Genomic DNA, 15,921 nt, shown 5'->3' on the forward strand with positions numbered 1-15,921 from the left:
AACACCGATCCCTCCTCCCGGTCGCGCCACGCGCCGCGACCGGGAGGACCACGTCACGGCTTCCCTCGACGAGGAGCCGGGGGATCAGGTCCAGGTGTCCGAATCGGGTACGCCCGGCACCGGCCTGCCGACGACCGCGACGACCGACCAGAAGGCGATTTGGCCGAGCCCGATCGTCAACGTCGCGAGCGCCTTCGCGTCGAACCGCGCCGACGCCTCGGCGTACAGCTCGTCGGACACCCGCTCACCACCGCCGCCCGGCCCGAACACCGCCTCCGCCAGTGCCAGCGCGGCCCGTTCGGCGTCGTCGTAGTACGGCGCGTCCCGCCACGACGCCACCGCGTCGATCCGCGCCTCGGTCTCCCCCGCCCGGCGCAACTGCCCGGCGCACCGGATCGTCAGGTAGGTGTTGCCGACGAGGTGGGCCGCGCGCAACGCGGCCAGTCCCAGCGGGCCTTCCGGCAGCGAGCCGTTGCCGGTGGCCTTGAACAGCGCGCCCGCCACCTCGCGGAGTTCGGGTACGAGTTCGGTGGGGTCGGACATGCGTGATCCCATGGTCGCTCCAGGGTGTTCGTCGGGTGCCCGGACTCGGTGACCGGGTCGGGGCTACGACGGCCGGCCGCCGCCGGAGGTAACGCGGACCGGGGTGTTACCTCCGCGGCCCGCGGCGCGTCCTGGTGGTGACACCAGCACCGACCGGGGGAACCGTGACCGACGACGACCAGCTCGCCGCGATGTTCGAGGGCCACCGCCCGTACCTGCGGTCGATCGCGTTCCGCGTGCTCGGGTCGCACGCCGACGCCGACGACGCGGTCCAGGAGGCGTGGCTGCGGCTCGCGCGCACCGGCGACGGCGCGATCGAGGACCTGCGCGGGTGGCTCACCACCGTGACCGGCCGGATCTGCCTCGACCTGCTGCGCCGCCGGGGCACCCGGCGCGAGCAGCCGCTGGAGCTGGAACTCGGCGTGCTGGAACGGGAGCCGACCGACTCCCGGCCCGACCCCGAGGCGGAGGCGGTGCTGGCCGAGTCGGTCGGTCTCGCGCTCTACGTCGTGATGGACGCCCTCACCCCGGCGGAACGGGTGTCGTTCGTGCTGCACGACGTCTTCGACGTCCCGTTCGACGCGATCGCGGCCGTCCTCGGCCGCAGCACCGCCGCCTCCAAGATGCTCGCCAGCCGGGCGCGCGGCCGGTTGCGCTCGGGTCCGCCGGCCGACGCGCACGCCGCCGCCCGGGACGTGGTGGGCGCCTTCTTCGCGGCGGCGGGCCGGGGTGACGTCGCCGGGCTGCTGGCCGTGCTGGCACCCGACGTCGAGCTGCACGCGCAGGCCGTCGAAGGGGTGTTCGTCGCGCGCGGCGCGGCGACCATCGCGGCCCGGGCCACCACGTTCGCGCGTCCCGACGCCCGACTGCACCCGGCGTTGGTCGGCGGCCTCCCGGGCGTGCTCGTCACGGTCGACGGACGTCCTGTCACCGTCATGGCCTTCACCGTCGCCGCCGGCACGATCACCGCGATCCGCAGTCTCACCGACCCGGCCCGCCTGGGCCAGGTCGTGCCCTCCTGGGTCGCCTAGTCGGCGCCGGGAAGGGGCGGATCCGCCTTCGTGTACAGGATTTCCCGGGCCTGCTCGGCGGCGCGCACGATGCTCTCGCCGACGAAGTCCACGAAGCGGGCGATGCTCTCCAGCCGGACGGCCGCGGGCGAAGACGGGCCGAGCACGCCGACGCCCCGCCGCGCGGTGTCGGCGAGCAGGGCGTTCGACCGGGCCGCGGCGATCATCGACTGGTACCAGACGTCGTCGTCCACGACGTAGCGCTCCCGCCGGCGTTCGTCGCGCTCCCGGCGGACGAGACCCTGACTCTCCAGGAACGTGATCGCCTTCGACACCGACGCCGGGCTCACCTCGAGCCGCCCGACCAGTTCGGCCGCGGTGAGACTGCCCGCGTCGGTGGTGTACAGGCAGGTCAGCACCCGGGCCATCATCCGGGGCAACCCCGACTGCATGAGCAGCGTCGTGAACGTCTCCTCGTACTCGCGCACCGCCTCCGCGTCCCGCCCGTGCGGCTGCGGCGTGGGCGGCGACCCCTTGGGCGCGGCCGCCTTGCGCCGGTGGGCGCGCTGCTCGGTGGCGCGGTGGGCCAGGTCGGCGCGGTACCCGGTGGGCCCGCCGTTGCGCATCACCTCGCGCGTGACCGTCGACGTGGGTCGGTCCAACCCCCGGGCGATCTCCGCGTAGGCGAGGCCGTCGGCCAGGCCGAGCGCGATCTGCCGGCGTTCCTGCTGGGTGAGCCTGCCTCCCGGCATCGCGATCTCCTCCGTTGCGGCGTCCCGGCGTTCGAGCATAGCGTTCACGCCCATTCCATTGCAACGCAACGATCCCGTCACGTTGCATTGAAATCATAACCATTGCAACGAATGCAGCTCTTTGAACTGCTGAAATGTCAGTTCAGCGCAACGAACTAGTTGCTCACTTCTTGAACGCAACGTAGCGTTTGCGATGTCAGAAACAACGAGCAGCGGAGCTGATGACGATGCAGAAGTTCGACACCCCCACCCCGATCGCCGCCGTCCTCGACGTCCCCGCCGGCCACGTCCGGTTCATCGCCGCCGACCGCGCCGACACCGCCGTCGAGGTCCTGCCCGCGGACGCCTCGAAGCGCCGCGACGTGAAGGCGGCCGGGCAGACCGCGGTCGAGTACGCCGACGGCGTCCTGCGGATCGCGACGCCGGGCGGCCAGACCCTCGGCAACCCCGGCCACGTCGAGGTCACCGTCCAACTGCCCGCCGGCTCCCGCGTCGAGGCGAAGACGGCAGGCACCGACTTCCGCGGCGTCGGACGGCTCGGCGACGTCACGGTCGAGCGCTCGCACGGCCCGATCAAGCTGGACGAGGCCGCGAGCGCCCGCCTGACCACCCTCGTCGGCGACGTGTCGGTCGGCCGCCTCACCGGCCCGGCGGAGATCAGCACCGGCAAGGGCGACATCCGGATCACCGAGGCCGTCCGCGGCACGGTCGTGCTGCGCACCCTGGCGGGTGACGTGTCGGTCGGCGCGGCCGCCGGGGTGTCCGCCTCGCTGGACGCGGGCACCGCGCACGGCCGGATCAGCAACGCGCTGCGCAACACCGGCGACGTCGCGGACCTGGACATCCACGCCACCACCTCGTACGGCGACATCGCCGCCGCGAGCCTCTGAGCAAGGACGACGGCCGCATGAGCGCGGGGCCACCGGTTCGCCCGCACGCGGGAGTGCCTGCCCGGGACCACCCGGGCAGGCACCGCGCGCTAGTCGGACACCTTGTGCGCCACGAACTTCACCGGCGCGAACGTCTCCGGCACCACCACCAGGTGCGGGTCGTAGTCGCCGCCGACCACCACCTGCCACCCGTTGGCGCCGGAGGTGATCGTCAGCACCACCCCGTCGGCCACGTGCTCCACGACGTGCGCCTGCCACGTCTCGTACGGCGGGTACCGCGGCGGCTGGGTGGGGAACACCACCAGCGGCTGCACCCGGACCGGCGCGAACGGCTTCGCCTCGCGCAGCACCCACCCGCGCGCCCGGTCCGCCGTCCGCACGATCCACGCCTCCCGGTCGCCGCCGTCGCGGGTGATCCGCCACCGGGTCGCCGCCGCCGGACTGCCGAGCCCGACCTGCCCGGCCCGCTCGACCAACCCGGCGCCGGACTCGGTTTCCAGCACGTACACGCCTGCTCCGTGATCGGCCGGCTGGGCGACCGCCATCGCGGTACCCGTGCCGGCGACCAGCGCGAGGGCGGCCACCACCGCCTTGAACACCTTCACCACACACCTCCTGCTCGGGCGCCGCGCCCGCGGCGGCGCCCCGACCGCAACATGCCCCCGTTCGGCCCAGTGCAGGCGGCCTCGGCGGGCGAACCACCCGAAGGTGGAGGGCGCACGTCGCTCAGTCGCGGGGCTTCACCCGGAATCCGTAGAAGGTGGTGTCGAAGCTGCGGAAGGTGCGGGCGGGCAGGTCGACGGCCCGGGCGTTCTGGCAGTTGCCGTTCGTGTCGAACAGCGAGACGGTGTGCGCGGTGGCGTTGTAGACGCTCTTCGCGGCGATGCCGCTGCCCGTGCAGAACCCGTAGTTCCAGTCGGAGTGCTGCGCGATCTGACCGGTGTAGTCCTCGCCCGAGTAGAAGCACACCGCGCCGTCGTCGCAGGCCGGGACCAGCCGGAATCCCGTCACCTCCGTCTCGACCTCGTCCACCTGGAACGGACCCGCTGGCAGGGTGACGGTGGCCGGGCCCGAGCAGCCCGCCGTGACGTACGCCGCGAACCGGAACCGGGTGCGGTTGTAGAAGGAGCGGATCCTGGACCTGCTCTCGTCCGGCCACGTGAACTCGAGCCTGTAACAGTGCCCGACCTTGGGGTGGGTCTGCTGGAACTGGCCCTCGTAGCGGGGTTCGGACCAGATGCAGAACGCGCCGGACGTGCAGTCGTCCGTCCCCTCGGCGTGGGCCGGCGCGCCGAGTCCGGCGAGCGCGAGGGTGACGAGAGTGGTGGTCACGACCGCCAGGTGGCGCGCGATTGACCTGGGCATATGTGTGTCCTGTTTCGACTGTGGGACGGGTGGACGGGCCGAAGGTAACGACCACTCCTGCCCCGTCCCGCGCCCGACGACCGGGGACAACTCGATCGAGTGGAGGAAATGACCGGGCGGTGCGACGTCGGCGGGCTCAGGCCCAGCGGCCGCTGGTGCGGGCCAGCCGGACCAGCTTCAGCGCGAGGTGCAGTTCGAGGCGGGACCGGCCGTCGGAGAGGGGGTGGCCGGTCACCTCCGCGATGCGGCCGAGGCGGTAGTAGAGGCTGGTGCGGTGCAGGTGCAGGCGTTCCGCGGTGGCCCGGGCGTCGCAACCCGAGTCCAGGTACACCTCGAGCGTGCCCAGCAGCACGTCGGACAACCCCGCCAGGACGTCCTCCGGCGCCGCGCCCAGCAGCAGCCGGTACGCGCCCAGTTCCGCCCACCGCGCCACCCTGGGCAGCGCCGGGTCCAGCGCCGACAGCTCGGCCGCCGCCAGGGCCTGGCCGAACGCCGCGCCCGTGCGGTCGGCCGGGTGCGGTTCGCTGACACCCACGTGCCCCGGCAGCTCGGGCAGCGGGTCGGCCGCCGACACGGTGCGCACGTCGCGCGGGTCCAGGCCCACGACCACCCGCACCGGGGTGCGCTCGCCGGCGGGAACCCGGGCGGCCAGCACGGGCAGTTGCCGCACGACGGCCGCGACCTGCTCGTCGGTCAGCGAGCCGAGCACCCACAGGTGGCCGACGAGAAGTCCGTTGTGCCGCAACGGGAAACCCACCCGCTCCCCGAAGCCGAGGCCGGTGTTCGCGGGCACCCGCACCGGGCCCGCCGCGGTCGCCGCGCCGTGCCCCTCCTGCCACGCCAGCACGTCCGCCGGGACCCGCCGCGCCAGGATCGCCCGCACCCGCGCCCGGTCGACGTCGTCGGGTTGCGCGCTGTGCGCCACCACCCGCCCCGCCACGTCGTCCACCGACACGCCACGTCCCAGCTGACGCGACAGTTCCTCCAGCAGCTCCTGCATCCGACAACTGTAGGAAGGTCTTGCGACCCCGTGCGGTCGAATCCACCGGATCCGGTGGCTACGGTCGGACCGGTGACGAACAGCAGGATCGCGCCCTGGGCCTCACCCGCCGCCCGGACCCGGCTCGCCGAGGTCGAAGCCGCCGTCTCCGCCGACCTGGGCGCCGCGGCCGTCGCCGACACCGTCCGCACCTCCCTCGCCGCGCACGCAGCGCAGGTCGACGACGACGGCATCGTGCTGTACGCGGGCACGAACGTGCTCAGCCCGGCCGCCGCCGCGGCCACGCTCGCCACCCTCAACAGCCGGCCGAGCATGGGCTGGCCCGGCGAGAAGTACCAGGTCGGCCTCGACCACCTGGACACCCTGGAGGTGCTCGCGCCGCTGCTGGTGTCCGAGCTGATGGAGGGCACGTACGCCGAGGTCAGGTTGCAGAGCGCCACGCTGGCCAACCTCGCCGTGTACACCGCGTTCGCCGCGCCCGGCGACACCATCGCGGTGCTGCCCGAGGCCGCGGGCGGGCACGCCAGCCACCACGCGCAGGGCGTGCCGGGCATCCGCGGGCTGCACGTGGTCGACCTGCCCTACGACCCCGAGCGCCTCGACCTCGACTACCCCGCGCTGCCCGCGTTCCTGCGCGAGCACCGGCCGAAGGTCGTGGTGATCGGCGCCAGCATGATGCTGTTCCCGCACGACGTCGCCGCGGTGCGGGCGGCCGCGGACGAGGTCGGCGCGATCCTGCTCTACGACGCCTCGCACATGGCGGGTCTGGTGGCGGCGAAGGTGTTCCAGCGCCCGCTGCACGAGGGCGCGCACGTGCTCACGTTCTCCACCTACAAGTCCTTCGGCGGCCCGTCCGGCGGCTGCGTCGTCACCCGGGACGCCGCGTTGGCCGAGCGCGTGTCCACGGTCGCCTACCCGGGTCTGCTCGCCAACTACGACGTCGGCCGCCTCGGCGCGCTCGCGGTGACCGCGGCCGAACTGGCCGACCGGGGAGCCGGGTACGCCGCGACGTGCCTGGCCAACGCCCAGGTACTGGCGAAGTCGTTGCACGACAACGGGTTCGACGTCGCGTCCCGGGACGGCGAGTTCACCCGCTCGCACCACGTCGCGATCGACGCGGCACGGCTGGGCGGCGGTGACGCGGCCGCCGCGCTGCTCGGCGAGGCCGGGATCTACCTCAGCGGCATCGGACTGCCGTGGCAGGACGCGGGTGAGGGGTTGCGGGGACTGCGGATCGGCACCCAGGAGATCACCCGGCGCGGGTTCCGCCCCGAGGACCAGCCGGCCATCGCGCGGCTGATCCGCCGGGCGCTGCTCGACCGCGAGTCGCCCGAGCGGGTGCGCGCGGACTCGATCGCGTTGCGACGCGAGATCAACGCCCGATAGCGGACCGCACCTGTCCTCGATCGGTCCTACGGTGGCCCGGTGATCACCCTCCGCGGTCTGAACCGGGCCACCCTGCACCGCCAGCTCCTGCTCGACCGGGCCGACCTCACCGCGCACGACGCGATCGCCCACCTCGTCGGCATGCAGGCCCAGGAGCCGAAGTCGCCGTACGTCGGGTTGTGGAGCAGGCTCCGCGGGTTCGCGCCGAGCGGGCTGGAGGACCTGCTGACCGCCCGGTCGGTGGTCCGCGCGCCGCTGCACCGGGCCACGATCCACCTGGTCACCGCCACCGACCACGCCGTCCTCGAACCGCTGCTGCGCCCGTTCCTGCACCGCCGCTTCCACTCCTCGCAGTTCCGCCTGCCGGTGGACCCGGAGCCGATCGTCGCGGCGGCGCGCACCGCGCTCGAGGACCGACCCCGCACCCGCGCCGAGATGTCCGTTCTGCTCGCCGCGCGGTGGCCGGACCTCGACCCGGCGTCGCTCGGTCAGGCCGGCACGTTCCTGCTGCCCGTCGTGCAGGTGCCGCCCCGAGGGCTGTGGTCCCGCTCCGGGCAGGCCACGTGGACCACGGCGGCGAGCTGGCTGGGCGACCGGCCCGAGACGGGCACCACGGCCGACGTCGTCCGCCGCTACCTGGCGGCGTTCGGACCGGCGACCGTCCGCGACATCCAGGCGTGGTCCGGCCTGACCCGGCTCAAGACCGTGGTGGAGGGGATGGACCTGACCGACCTCGGCGGCGGCCTCTACGACGTGCCCGACGGCGTGCTGCCCGACCCGGACACCCCCGCGCCGCCGCGCTTCCTGCCCGAGTTCGACAACCTCCTGCTCGGCCACCACGACCGCACCAGGGTCATCTCGGACGAGGACTACCGCCGCGGCGTCGTCGTCGGCGGCAAACCGACCCTGCTGGTCGACGGGTTCGTGCACGGCACCTGGCGCGTCGCCGCCGGCCTGGAGATCACCGCGTTCCGCCCGCTCACCCGCGCCCAGCGCGCCGACGTGCTCGCCGAAGGCGCCCGGCTGCTGGCCTTCGCGGGCGTCGACGGCCCCGTCACGATCGGCTGACCAGCACCCGCGCGTGCCGCTCGAGGAACCGCGCCACGTCGTCGGCGTCCTCCAGCGGCAGCGGGTAGAGCGCGAGCCGGGTGACGCCCAGGTCGGCGTAGCGGCGGGCGTCGGCGGCGGTCACCTCGACCGGGTCGACCTGCATGAAGTTGATCTCCAGCGGGCCGAGGTGGGCGGGGCGCTCGACCCGTCGGGCCGCCTCGGCCAACCCGCGCAGGTGCCCGGCCAGCACGTCGGGCGACGACCCGGTGCCGAACCAGCCGTGCCCGCGCGCGACGGCCCGGCGGAACGCGGCCGGGCTGTGCCCGCCGACCACGACGCGCGGACCGCCGGGCGTGGTCGGCCGGGGATGGGCGTCGACGTCGCGGAACGACACGTGCCGTCCCGCGAAGGCCACCGGCGCCGGGTCGTTCCACAGCGCGCGCATCGCGTCCAGGTACTCGTCGGTGCGCCCGCCGCGTTCCGCCAGCGGCACGCCCAGCGCGGTCAACTCGGGCTCCAGGTAACCGCCCGCCACGCCGAGCAGCAGGCGACCACCGGACAGCACGTCCAGGCTCGCCGCCTGCTTGGCCAGCACCAACGGGTTGCGCTGCGGCAGGATCACCACGCCGGTCGCCAGCTCGATCCGCGCGGTCACCGCGGCCACGAAGGTCAGGTGCACCAACGGGTCGAGGATCGGGTCCTCGGACGCCATCGGCGACTCGGGCACCCGGGGACTCGGCAGGACCACGTGCTCGCCGCACCACCACGACCGGTAGCCGAGGTCCTCGGCCAACCGGGCCAACCGGATCGTCTCGGCCGGGCCGAGAGTGGCCTTCGCGCTCAACCCGTACACGCCTGGCTCCACGAGCGGGTACCTCCGGACTCGATCTTCGGCTTCCGGCACCGATTCTCGGCCCGCCGGCACCGACGCGTCCAAGAGCGGTTGTCATAGCCTCCGGCTATGGACGTGCACGTGCGGGACCTCCGGTACTTCGTCGCGATCGCCGAGGAGCTGAACTTCACCAGGGCGGCGGCCCGGCTGTTCGTCTCCCAACCCACGCTGAGCAAGCAGATCCGGGCGCTGGAGCAGCACCTGCGCACCGCGTTGTTCGACCGCGACCGCCGTTCCGTGGTGCTCACGCCCGCCGGTCACGCCCTGCTCCCGCACGCCCGGCACGTCATCGCGCGGTGGGAGGCCGCCCGCCAGGCGGTGGCCGCCGCCCGGGACACCGTCCTCACCGTCGGCTTCCAAACCCGCATCGGGCGCGGCCTGATCCCCGCCGTCACGGCCAGGATGGGCGCGGTGCTGCCGGACTGGCGGCTGCGGTTCCGGCAGGTCCCTTGGTCCGACCCGTCGGCGGGCCTGGCCTCCGGCGACGTCGACGTGGCCGTCACCTGGCTCCCGGTGCCGGACACCGGCGAGTACGACTGGAAGGTGGTCAGCACCGAGGAGCGCTGGGTCGCGCTGCCCGCCGACCACCCGCTGGCCGCGCGCACCGCGATCCCGTTCGCCGACCTGCTCCACGAGCCGTTCCTCGCGCACCCCGCGTCGGCGGGCGCACTGCGCGACTTCTGGTTGGCCGCCGACGACCGACCCACACCCGCCCGGGTGGTGGCCGAGGCGGAGAACCCCGACGAGAGCTTCGAACTGGTCGCCGCCGGGGTCGGCGTCGTGCTGGTGCCCGCGGAGAACGCCGAAACCTCCCCGCGGGCCGACGTGGTCTGCCGCCCGGTGCCGGGCCTGGCGCCGAGCAGGTTGGCCGTGGTGTGGCGGACCGACGACGACCGCGAGGCGGTGCGGGTGTTCGCCGACTCCTGCGTCCGTTGCCTGTGCGGTGTTCCCTGACCGCTCGGCTCAGAACCAGTGCAGGCAGTGCGGTGCCCGCGCGGTGCGGAAGAGCGCGTCCGCCTGTGCCGCGGCCTCCGGGTGGTGCGCCCGGACGTGACCGTCGCGCACGAGCGTGCCGGGCGCGGTGCCGCCGAGGTAGAGCGAGCCGAGGTCCCGCACGTCCAGCGACAGGTCGGGCTCCCGGTCCGTGCTCGTGCAGTCGGCCCGGCCGTCCCGGACGGTCAGCAGGTAGCGGGCGTGCTCGCCGAGGAACGGGTCGTCCACGTCGAGCACCAGCTCGCCGTCGGCCTCCCACCCGCGCGCGGTCAACGCCTTCGGGATGTCCAGCAACCGCACCCAGAGCCAGTCGCCGTCGTCGCCCACCCGGGCGGCGCGGAAGTCCGCGAGCTGCCGCCGGATCGGGCTGTCCGGCGGCACGTGCTTGACCACGACCTCGGTCACCAGGTCGTGCCCGAGCACGAACCGGATCAGCGCGGTGAACACGGCGTCGTCGGCGGTGATCGTCTCGTCCACGGTCAACGTGCCGGAGGGGGCCAACGCGTAGGAGGCGTACCCGTCGGGCACGCCGGCGGCGTCCCGGTGCACGGCCACGTAGCGCGGCGCCGGCGCGATCGGCGGCTGTCCCGCGCCCGAGGCCCACCAGTGCGGCGGCCGGGACAACGCGCCGGGCCGCGCGCGCCGGTACCGGTCGTAGACCTGCTCCAGGATCGCGCCGCACTCGGAACGCCGCAGCACCTCGACCGAGCCGGTGTCCTCCGCTCCGCCCGCCCGGGCCGGTGCGAACGCGCTCCGGTGCCGCGGCACGGTCAGCCGCTGGGTGAAGGTCGCCGGCCCGTAGCCGAACCTGCCGTAGATCACCGCCTCGGTGGCCAGCAGCACGGAGAGGACCTCGCCCCGGGCGCGCAACTGCGTCAGCTGGTGGCGCATCAGCGCGGAGAGCACGCCCTGGCGGCGGTGCGTGGGCAGGACGCCGACGGCGGTCACCCCGGCGACCGGGACGACGACGTCGCCCGGCAGGGTCAGTTCGAAGGAGTACGCGCCGGCGGTGCCGACGGGCCGGCCGTCCTCGGCCACGGCGAAGAGGTTGCGGTCCATCTCGAAGCCCGACCACCAGACCGTGCCCTCGACGGGCGGATCCGGGAAGCGGCCGAACGCGGTGTGGACCGTGTCGACGAAGAGGGCGCGGTCCTCGTCGGTCGTGGAACGGATCTCCATCGGTGGCGGCGTCTCCCTCGTCCGGTCTGGTGGGCACAGTGGACCGTCGACCCTCGTCGGTGGTCAACCGAATTCCGCGGCCGACCCCTCGGGTCCACAGTAGACACTCGCCTCAGGCGCGCAGCGCGTCGAGTTCGGCCTGCACGCGGTCGAGCCTGCTCTCCGCCCGTTCGGCCCGCAGCAGGGTTTGCGCCCGTGCCTCGGCGAGCGCGTCGAGCCGTTCCCGCGCGGCCCGCTCACCCTGCTCGAGCTGCACCCGGTGCGCGGTCCGCTGGTCGACGGCTTCGGCCCGGGCCCGCTCCAACTCCGCCCGCGCGTCCTGCGCCACCTGCTCCGCCCGCCCGGCCCGCACCTGCGCCTCGTGCGCGGCGTCGGCGCGGGCCCGTGCGTCGGCTCGGGCCCGTTCGGCGTCGGTCTCGGCCTGCTCGACCTCGGTCCGTGCCTCCCGCTCCGCCTTGTCGACCCGTTCGTCCGCCGCGGCGCGGGCCTGGTCGATCGCGACCCGCGCGTCCCGCTGCCCCTTCTCGACCTCGTCCCGCGCCTCACGCCGGGCCTGCTCGACCTCCTTGACCGCCTGCCGCCTCGCCTGCTCCGCCCGGTTCACCGCGTCGGCCTCGGCCCGCTCGACCTCGACCCGCGCCTCCTCCCGGATCTCCGCCACGACCGCCGCCGCCTCGACGCGCACGGCCGCGATCTCCCGCTCGGCCCGTTCGACCGCCGAGTCGGCCTCGAGCCGAGCTTCGTCCCGCCGCCGCACCGCGTCGACCACCTCCCGTTCGGCCTCCTCGGCAGCCCGCACCGCGTCCTCGGTGGTCGCCTCGGCCACCCCCCGAGCCTCCTCCGCCACCCGCCGCCGCCGTTCCGCGTCGGCCACCGCGGCCCGAGCCTGCGCCACCTTCCCCGCCGCGTCGGCCTCGACCGCCTCCACCTGCGCCTCGGCCACGGCGGGATCGGACATCGCGGCCAACTCCCCGACGGCCGCACTGAGGGTCGAGGTCAACTGCTCGGCCAACACCTGAAACCGCCCCAACAACTCCTCGGCCCGAAGTTTGGCCGTAGTCGTCCCTCCGGGCAGTTTCGTCACGGTGACGACCCCCTGGTCCCCGCCCTCCTTCTCCACCCGCTGCCGCTCCCGCCAAGCCCGCCACCGCGTGTGCTCCGGCAGGTCGCAGTACTCAGCCGGCCGTCCAGGCCCTCCACCCCTGATGACAGCCCGTTCGCAGCCCGGGTAGTTGCACGTCGTGACGGAGGTGTCGGCGTTGGTCATGGCAGTATCGTAGCAGTATTACGTTGGTTCAAACGTTATAGAGCACAACGCAACGCTATGAACCTTCAGATGGGTGACTTCCGATAAGTGAACGTTATCGGAAGTCACGATTCGGACCGCCAACCGTGGGGCGCACGCGTCCGCGCGGGGTTTGCGACCTCGGCGAATCCGACCCGCGCAGGGCGGACCTCGAGGACGCGCTCCTGTCCGCGGGCAGGGCGCTCACCCGCGAAATGCGGAGAGTGTGCGTCGGGGAGGCGGTTTCATGGGGTGCCGTCGATCGCGAGGAGTCCCGTGCACCCCTTTCCGCAAGGTGACGCCTTCCCGCCCGAGGTGGTGCGTGTGGCGGACGAGCACGACCTCGGGCAGGTCCGGACCGTGCATCGCGCGGTGAACCGGGTGGACGACCCGTTGAACCCGGATCCGCCCGAGCGGTCCACACCTTGGGCTCTGGTGAGCGGGATCGGGTTGGGGGCGTGTGTGGTTCTGCCGATCGTGCTCGGGTTCGTCTTCTGGTCCTCCACCGGTGACCCCTTCACCGGGCTGGCCATCGGTGTCCCGATCATGTTCGTGGGCTTCCTGGTCCACACGCTGGTGGAGAAGCGCACCGGGCGGTTGCGGCCGCACCACCGCGTCTACCAGTGCGACGAGGGGTTCGTGCTGCCCGCACGGCGGGGCAAGCCCGCCCGCGCGTTCCGGTGGGGCGACTTCACCGCCGTGCACCGCGAGGGTGTCGAGACCTACTACGCCGGTCGGTACGTCGGTTCCCGCCAGAGTTACCGGCTCGTTCGCGGTGACGGCGTGGAGGCGGTGTTCGACGGCGCCGACGCGCACGACGCCCGGCAGCCGACCGACGTCGCCGAGTTCGGGGCCGAGGCGGAGCACGCGGTGGCCCGGCATGCGTTGCCGGAGGCGGCGCGGACGGTCGAGCGGGGCAGGACGGTGCGGTTCGGTCGGCTCGCGGTCGCCGCGACGGGGATCACCGTCGGCGGTGGCGACTACCTGTGGTCGGAGATCCGGGAGTTGGCGGTGTCGAACGGGAGCCTGACGCTGTGGCCGGTGCGGGGGCGCAGGGTCAAGGTCGAGGTGGCGGACGTGCCGAACTTCCGGGTGTTCCTGGCCCTCGTGGAACACCTGCGCGGCACGCGGTAGGTCAGGCGGGCGCGCGGCGCGCGGCGATCGCCAGGTAGGGGCGTTTGCCCGGCTCGACGCGGCTTTCCGTGGTCTCCACGCGGAAACCCGCGTGGGCCAGCAGGCGGGTCATGTCCTCGAGCGGCCAGAAGTGGGCGGTGGTCACCGCGTGGGCGAACGGCTCCAGGCGGTCGCCGGTGAACAGCCCGAGCACCAGGCCGCCGTCGGGGCGCACGCAGCGGGCGAACTCGGCCAGTACGCGGGGTACGTCCTCGGGGGCGGTGTGGATCAGGGAGTACCACGCCAGGATCCCGGCCAGCGAGTGGTCGGCGACGCCGAGGTCGTGCAGTTCGCCGACGCGGTAGGAGCTGTCGGGGAAACGCGAGCGGGCGATGTCCACGAACCGCGGCACCAGGTCGACGCCCTCGACGTCGCAGCCGCGCCGGCGCAGGAAGTCGGTCCACTGGCCCGGTCCGCAGCCCGCGTCGACCACCGGCCCGGACAGCGCGTCGGCCCACCGCGACACGAACGCCCGGTCCCGCTCGTCCATGGCCTCCAGCGAGCAGAACAGATCGGTGTACTCGTCCGCCCGCCGGTCGTACGCGTCGCGCACCACGTCCACTGACACCACGCCACCTCCCGGTGTCGATCATGCCACCGGGCGCTCGGGTGGCATCGGCGGGTGGGGATGCCTACCCTGGGTCCACCGCGCGCCACGGCCGGACGCCCCACGGACCGACAATCCTCGGGAGCCTCCAGTGAGCACCAGAAGAATCGTGCTGTGCGCCTTGTTCGTCGCCTGGCTGGTCGGGGTTCCGACCACCGCCTCGGCGGCCGCGCCGGCCGCGTTCGCCCTGTCCAGCACAGCGTTCGCCAACGGCGGGCTCATCCCCAAGATCCACGAGTGCACCAGCGGCGGCGGCAACGACCCGGGCAAGAAGAACGAGTCCCCGCCGCTGGCGTGGTCGGGCGCGCCGACCGCCGCCAAGAGCTACGCGATCGTCATGCGGGACCTCGACAACGCCAACCTCATCCACTGGGTCGTCTACGACATCCCGGTGAGCGCGACCTCGCTCCCCCAGAACGTCGCGCACGTCTACCAGCCGCCGGTGCCCGCCGGCGCGAGGCAGGTCTACTACCGGGGCAGCGCGAGCCTGTTCGGCTACCAGGGCCCGTGCTCGCCCTCGACGGTGAACACCTACGAGTTCGTCGTGCACGCGCTCAACCAGGCGTCGTTGACGACGCTGAACTCCAACTCCTCCACCCAGACCGCGGCCAAGGCGATCACCGCGGCGTCGATCGGCTCGGCCCGGATCACCGGCGAGTCGTGAGCACACCGGCGCGCCGCTCCGCCGACCGAGGTGGGGCGGCGCGCCGGCCGCACGAAGCCGGATTCGGCCGGCCGGAGCAGCGTCTTTCGGGATCTTGACCCGGGGCGACGTTGACGATTATGGTCTAGACCACGTCACGGTGAGTGCCAGTACCCCTGCGTGCTGTCACCCGCCTGACAATCCCGCCGCCGGGGATTCGGATCGTGCCCAGGGAAACCTCGGGTTCCCTGCGAAGGAGCTGGACAATGGGTTTGCGACGGAAACTCGCGGTACTTCTCGCCGGCACCGCCATCGCGCCGTTCATCGTCGTGATGGCGGCCGGGACGGCCAGTGCGCACGGCTACATCAGCTCACCGCCCAGCCGCCAGGCGAACTGCGCCTCCGGCAAGGTCAAGAACTGCGGCGACATCATCTACGAGCCGGCCAGCGTCGAAGGGCCCAAGGGCCTGACGAACTGTCACGGCGGTGACGCCCGCTGGGCCCCGCTCAGCGACGAGAGCAAGGCGTGGCCGGCCGCGTCGGTCACCGACAACGTCTCGTTCAACTGGGTCATCGAGGCACGGCACGCCACCACCACGTGGCAGTACTTCGTCGGTGGCACGAAGATCGCCGAGTTCAACGACAAGGGCAAGGTGCCCGGCGCGACCGTCAAGCACGACGTGAGCCTGGGCGGCCGCACGGGCCGCATCAAGGTCCTCGCGGTGTGGAACATCGCCGACACCGCGATGGCGTTCTACTCGTGCGTCGACCTCCAGGTCGGCCCCGGTGGCGACCCGACGACCACCACCACGCCGACCACCACGACGACTCGTCCGACGACGACCACGCCGCCGACGACGAGCACCACCACCACGACCACTACGACGACCACGACTCCCCCGTCGGGTGGCGCGTGGACCGCGGGCACCGCGTACGCGACGGGCACCCAGGTGACCTACGGCGGCGCGTCCTACCGCTGCCTCCAGGGCCACACCGCGTTGACCGGTTGGGAACCCCCGACCACCCCGTCCCTGTGGCAGCGGCTCTGACCGCCCACCGCGGAACCACCCGCCTGACCCCACCCAACCCCACCAGGACGTCGGTGGCCGTCCGCCTCCAGGACAAGGCCATCACCACCCTGCTGAAACCGGGC

Annotated in this window: 17 protein-coding genes; 8 read left to right on the forward strand and 9 right to left on the reverse strand. The window is 73.2% G+C overall.

Annotated elements, in window-relative coordinates; all coding sequences use genetic code 11:
- Window positions 1-84: 84 nt before the first annotated feature.
- Entirely contained in the window at window positions 85-543 is a 459-nt protein-coding gene (locus AB0G50_RS26340; protein WP_360113276.1) for a carboxymuconolactone decarboxylase family protein, read from the reverse strand.
- Window positions 544-707: 164 nt separating this feature from the next.
- Here AB0G50_RS26340 and AB0G50_RS26345 point away from each other — a divergent pair, with 164 nt between their 5' ends.
- Complete coding sequence (locus tag AB0G50_RS26345) at window positions 708-1,574, forward strand: sigma-70 family RNA polymerase sigma factor (RefSeq protein WP_360113278.1); 867 nt, start codon at window positions 708-710, stop codon at window positions 1,572-1,574.
- Here AB0G50_RS26345 and AB0G50_RS26350 read toward each other — a convergent pair.
- Entirely contained in the window at window positions 1,571-2,359 is a 789-nt protein-coding gene (locus tag AB0G50_RS26350) for a helix-turn-helix domain-containing protein (RefSeq protein WP_360113280.1), read from the reverse strand. The two genes, AB0G50_RS26345 and AB0G50_RS26350, sit on opposite strands and share 4 nt — an antisense overlap.
- 173 nt (window positions 2,360-2,532) lie before the next feature.
- On the opposite strand from AB0G50_RS26350, the gene AB0G50_RS26355 reads away from it, so the two are divergent.
- Window positions 2,533-3,195 (forward strand): DUF4097 family beta strand repeat-containing protein, encoded by a 663-nt coding sequence (locus AB0G50_RS26355; RefSeq protein WP_360113308.1) that lies wholly within the window; start codon window positions 2,533-2,535, stop codon window positions 3,193-3,195.
- Window positions 3,196-3,284: 89 nt separating this feature from the next.
- On the opposite strand, the gene AB0G50_RS26360 is transcribed toward AB0G50_RS26355, so the two are convergent.
- The 3 genes from AB0G50_RS26360 to AB0G50_RS26370 form a co-directional block, all read right to left on the reverse strand.
- The gene (locus AB0G50_RS26360) at window positions 3,285-3,800 is read right to left on the reverse strand and encodes an I66 family serine proteinase inhibitor (RefSeq protein WP_360113282.1); all 516 of its coding nucleotides are present in this window, start codon (window positions 3,798-3,800) and stop codon (window positions 3,285-3,287) included.
- 121 nt (window positions 3,801-3,921) lie between these two features.
- Window positions 3,922-4,527 carry a peptidase inhibitor family I36 protein gene (locus AB0G50_RS26365; protein ID WP_360113284.1) on the reverse strand — a complete coding sequence of 202 codons (606 nt, stop codon included), beginning with the start codon at window positions 4,525-4,527 and terminating at the stop codon, window positions 3,922-3,924.
- Window positions 4,528-4,696: 169 nt separating this feature from the next.
- The gene (locus AB0G50_RS26370) at window positions 4,697-5,560 is read right to left on the reverse strand and encodes a helix-turn-helix domain-containing protein (protein ID WP_360113286.1); all 864 of its coding nucleotides are present in this window, start codon (window positions 5,558-5,560) and stop codon (window positions 4,697-4,699) included.
- A gap of 72 nt (window positions 5,561-5,632) precedes the next feature.
- Here AB0G50_RS26370 and AB0G50_RS26375 point away from each other — a divergent pair, with 72 nt between their 5' ends.
- Together AB0G50_RS26375 and AB0G50_RS26380 are read left to right on the forward strand one after the other, a co-directional pair.
- Window positions 5,633-6,946, forward strand: a complete 1,314-nt coding sequence (locus AB0G50_RS26375) for a DegT/DnrJ/EryC1/StrS family aminotransferase (RefSeq protein WP_360113288.1) — start codon at window positions 5,633-5,635, stop codon at window positions 6,944-6,946.
- Between the two features lie 39 nt (window positions 6,947-6,985).
- Window positions 6,986-8,014, forward strand: a complete 1,029-nt coding sequence (locus AB0G50_RS26380; protein WP_360113290.1) for a winged helix DNA-binding domain-containing protein — start codon at window positions 6,986-6,988, stop codon at window positions 8,012-8,014.
- Here AB0G50_RS26380 and AB0G50_RS26385 read toward each other — a convergent pair.
- Complete coding sequence (locus AB0G50_RS26385; protein ID WP_360113292.1) at window positions 8,001-8,849, reverse strand: TIGR03619 family F420-dependent LLM class oxidoreductase; 849 nt, start codon at window positions 8,847-8,849, stop codon at window positions 8,001-8,003. The genes AB0G50_RS26380 and AB0G50_RS26385 overlap by 14 nt on opposite strands.
- A gap of 108 nt (window positions 8,850-8,957) precedes the next feature.
- Here AB0G50_RS26385 and AB0G50_RS26390 point away from each other — a divergent pair, with 108 nt between their 5' ends.
- Window positions 8,958-9,842, forward strand: coding sequence for a LysR family transcriptional regulator (locus tag AB0G50_RS26390; RefSeq protein ID WP_360113294.1), 885 nt, complete (start codon window positions 8,958-8,960; stop codon window positions 9,840-9,842).
- A 9-nt stretch (window positions 9,843-9,851) separates the two neighbouring features.
- Here the strand turns inward: AB0G50_RS26390 and AB0G50_RS26395 are convergent, their stop codons facing one another.
- Window positions 9,852-11,060: a GNAT family N-acetyltransferase gene (locus AB0G50_RS26395; RefSeq protein ID WP_360113296.1), complete on the reverse strand. Its 1,209-nt coding sequence runs from the start codon at window positions 11,058-11,060 to the stop codon at window positions 9,852-9,854.
- A gap of 112 nt (window positions 11,061-11,172) precedes the next feature.
- Window positions 11,173-12,327 (reverse strand): hypothetical protein, encoded by a 1,155-nt coding sequence (locus tag AB0G50_RS26400; RefSeq protein WP_360113298.1) that lies wholly within the window; start codon window positions 12,325-12,327, stop codon window positions 11,173-11,175.
- A 342-nt stretch (window positions 12,328-12,669) separates the two neighbouring features.
- On the opposite strand from AB0G50_RS26400, the gene AB0G50_RS26405 reads away from it, so the two are divergent.
- Window positions 12,670-13,479, forward strand: a complete 810-nt coding sequence (locus tag AB0G50_RS26405; RefSeq protein ID WP_360113300.1) for a DUF6585 family protein — start codon at window positions 12,670-12,672, stop codon at window positions 13,477-13,479.
- A gap of 1 nt (window position 13,480) precedes the next feature.
- On the opposite strand, the gene AB0G50_RS26410 is transcribed toward AB0G50_RS26405, so the two are convergent.
- Window positions 13,481-14,086 (reverse strand): class I SAM-dependent methyltransferase, encoded by a 606-nt coding sequence (locus tag AB0G50_RS26410; protein ID WP_360113302.1) that lies wholly within the window; start codon window positions 14,084-14,086, stop codon window positions 13,481-13,483.
- Between the two features lie 160 nt (window positions 14,087-14,246).
- On the opposite strand from AB0G50_RS26410, the gene AB0G50_RS26415 reads away from it, so the two are divergent.
- A complete protein-coding gene (locus AB0G50_RS26415; RefSeq protein WP_360113310.1) occupies window positions 14,247-14,789 on the forward strand; it encodes a YbhB/YbcL family Raf kinase inhibitor-like protein in 543 nt (180 codons plus the stop codon).
- A 245-nt stretch (window positions 14,790-15,034) separates the two neighbouring features.
- Window positions 15,035-15,817 carry a lytic polysaccharide monooxygenase gene (locus AB0G50_RS26420; RefSeq protein ID WP_360113304.1) on the forward strand — a complete coding sequence of 261 codons (783 nt, stop codon included), beginning with the start codon at window positions 15,035-15,037 and terminating at the stop codon, window positions 15,815-15,817.
- The last annotated feature ends 104 nt before the right edge of the window (window positions 15,818-15,921 follow it).

Origin of the sequence: Actinosynnema sp. NPDC020468 (genome assembly GCF_040642015.1) — a bacterium.
In the GTDB taxonomy this organism is placed as follows: Bacteria; Actinomycetota; Actinomycetes; order Mycobacteriales; family Pseudonocardiaceae; genus Actinosynnema.

What these genes read in the sequence shown, in the direction of transcription:
- AB0G50_RS26400 (WP_360113298.1), bottom strand. Translation starts at nt 12,327, where the DNA reads ATGACCAACGCCGACACCTCCGTCACGACGTGCAACTACCCGGGCTGC.
- AB0G50_RS26395 (WP_360113296.1), bottom strand. Translation starts at nt 11,060, where the DNA reads ATGGAGATCCGTTCCACGACCGACGAGGACCGCGCCCTCTTCGTCGAC.
- AB0G50_RS26350 (WP_360113280.1), bottom strand. Translation starts at nt 2,359, where the DNA reads ATGGGCGTGAACGCTATGCTCGAACGCCGGGACGCCGCAACGGAGGAG.
- AB0G50_RS26370 (WP_360113286.1), bottom strand. Translation starts at nt 5,560, where the DNA reads ATGCAGGAGCTGCTGGAGGAACTGTCGCGTCAGCTGGGACGTGGCGTG.
- AB0G50_RS26420 (WP_360113304.1), top strand. Translation starts at nt 15,035, where the DNA reads ATGGGTTTGCGACGGAAACTCGCGGTACTTCTCGCCGGCACCGCCATC.
- AB0G50_RS26390 (WP_360113294.1), top strand. Translation starts at nt 8,958, where the DNA reads ATGGACGTGCACGTGCGGGACCTCCGGTACTTCGTCGCGATCGCCGAG.
- AB0G50_RS26340 (WP_360113276.1), bottom strand. Translation starts at nt 543, where the DNA reads ATGTCCGACCCCACCGAACTCGTACCCGAACTCCGCGAGGTGGCGGGC.
- AB0G50_RS26355 (WP_360113308.1), top strand. Translation starts at nt 2,533, where the DNA reads ATGCAGAAGTTCGACACCCCCACCCCGATCGCCGCCGTCCTCGACGTC.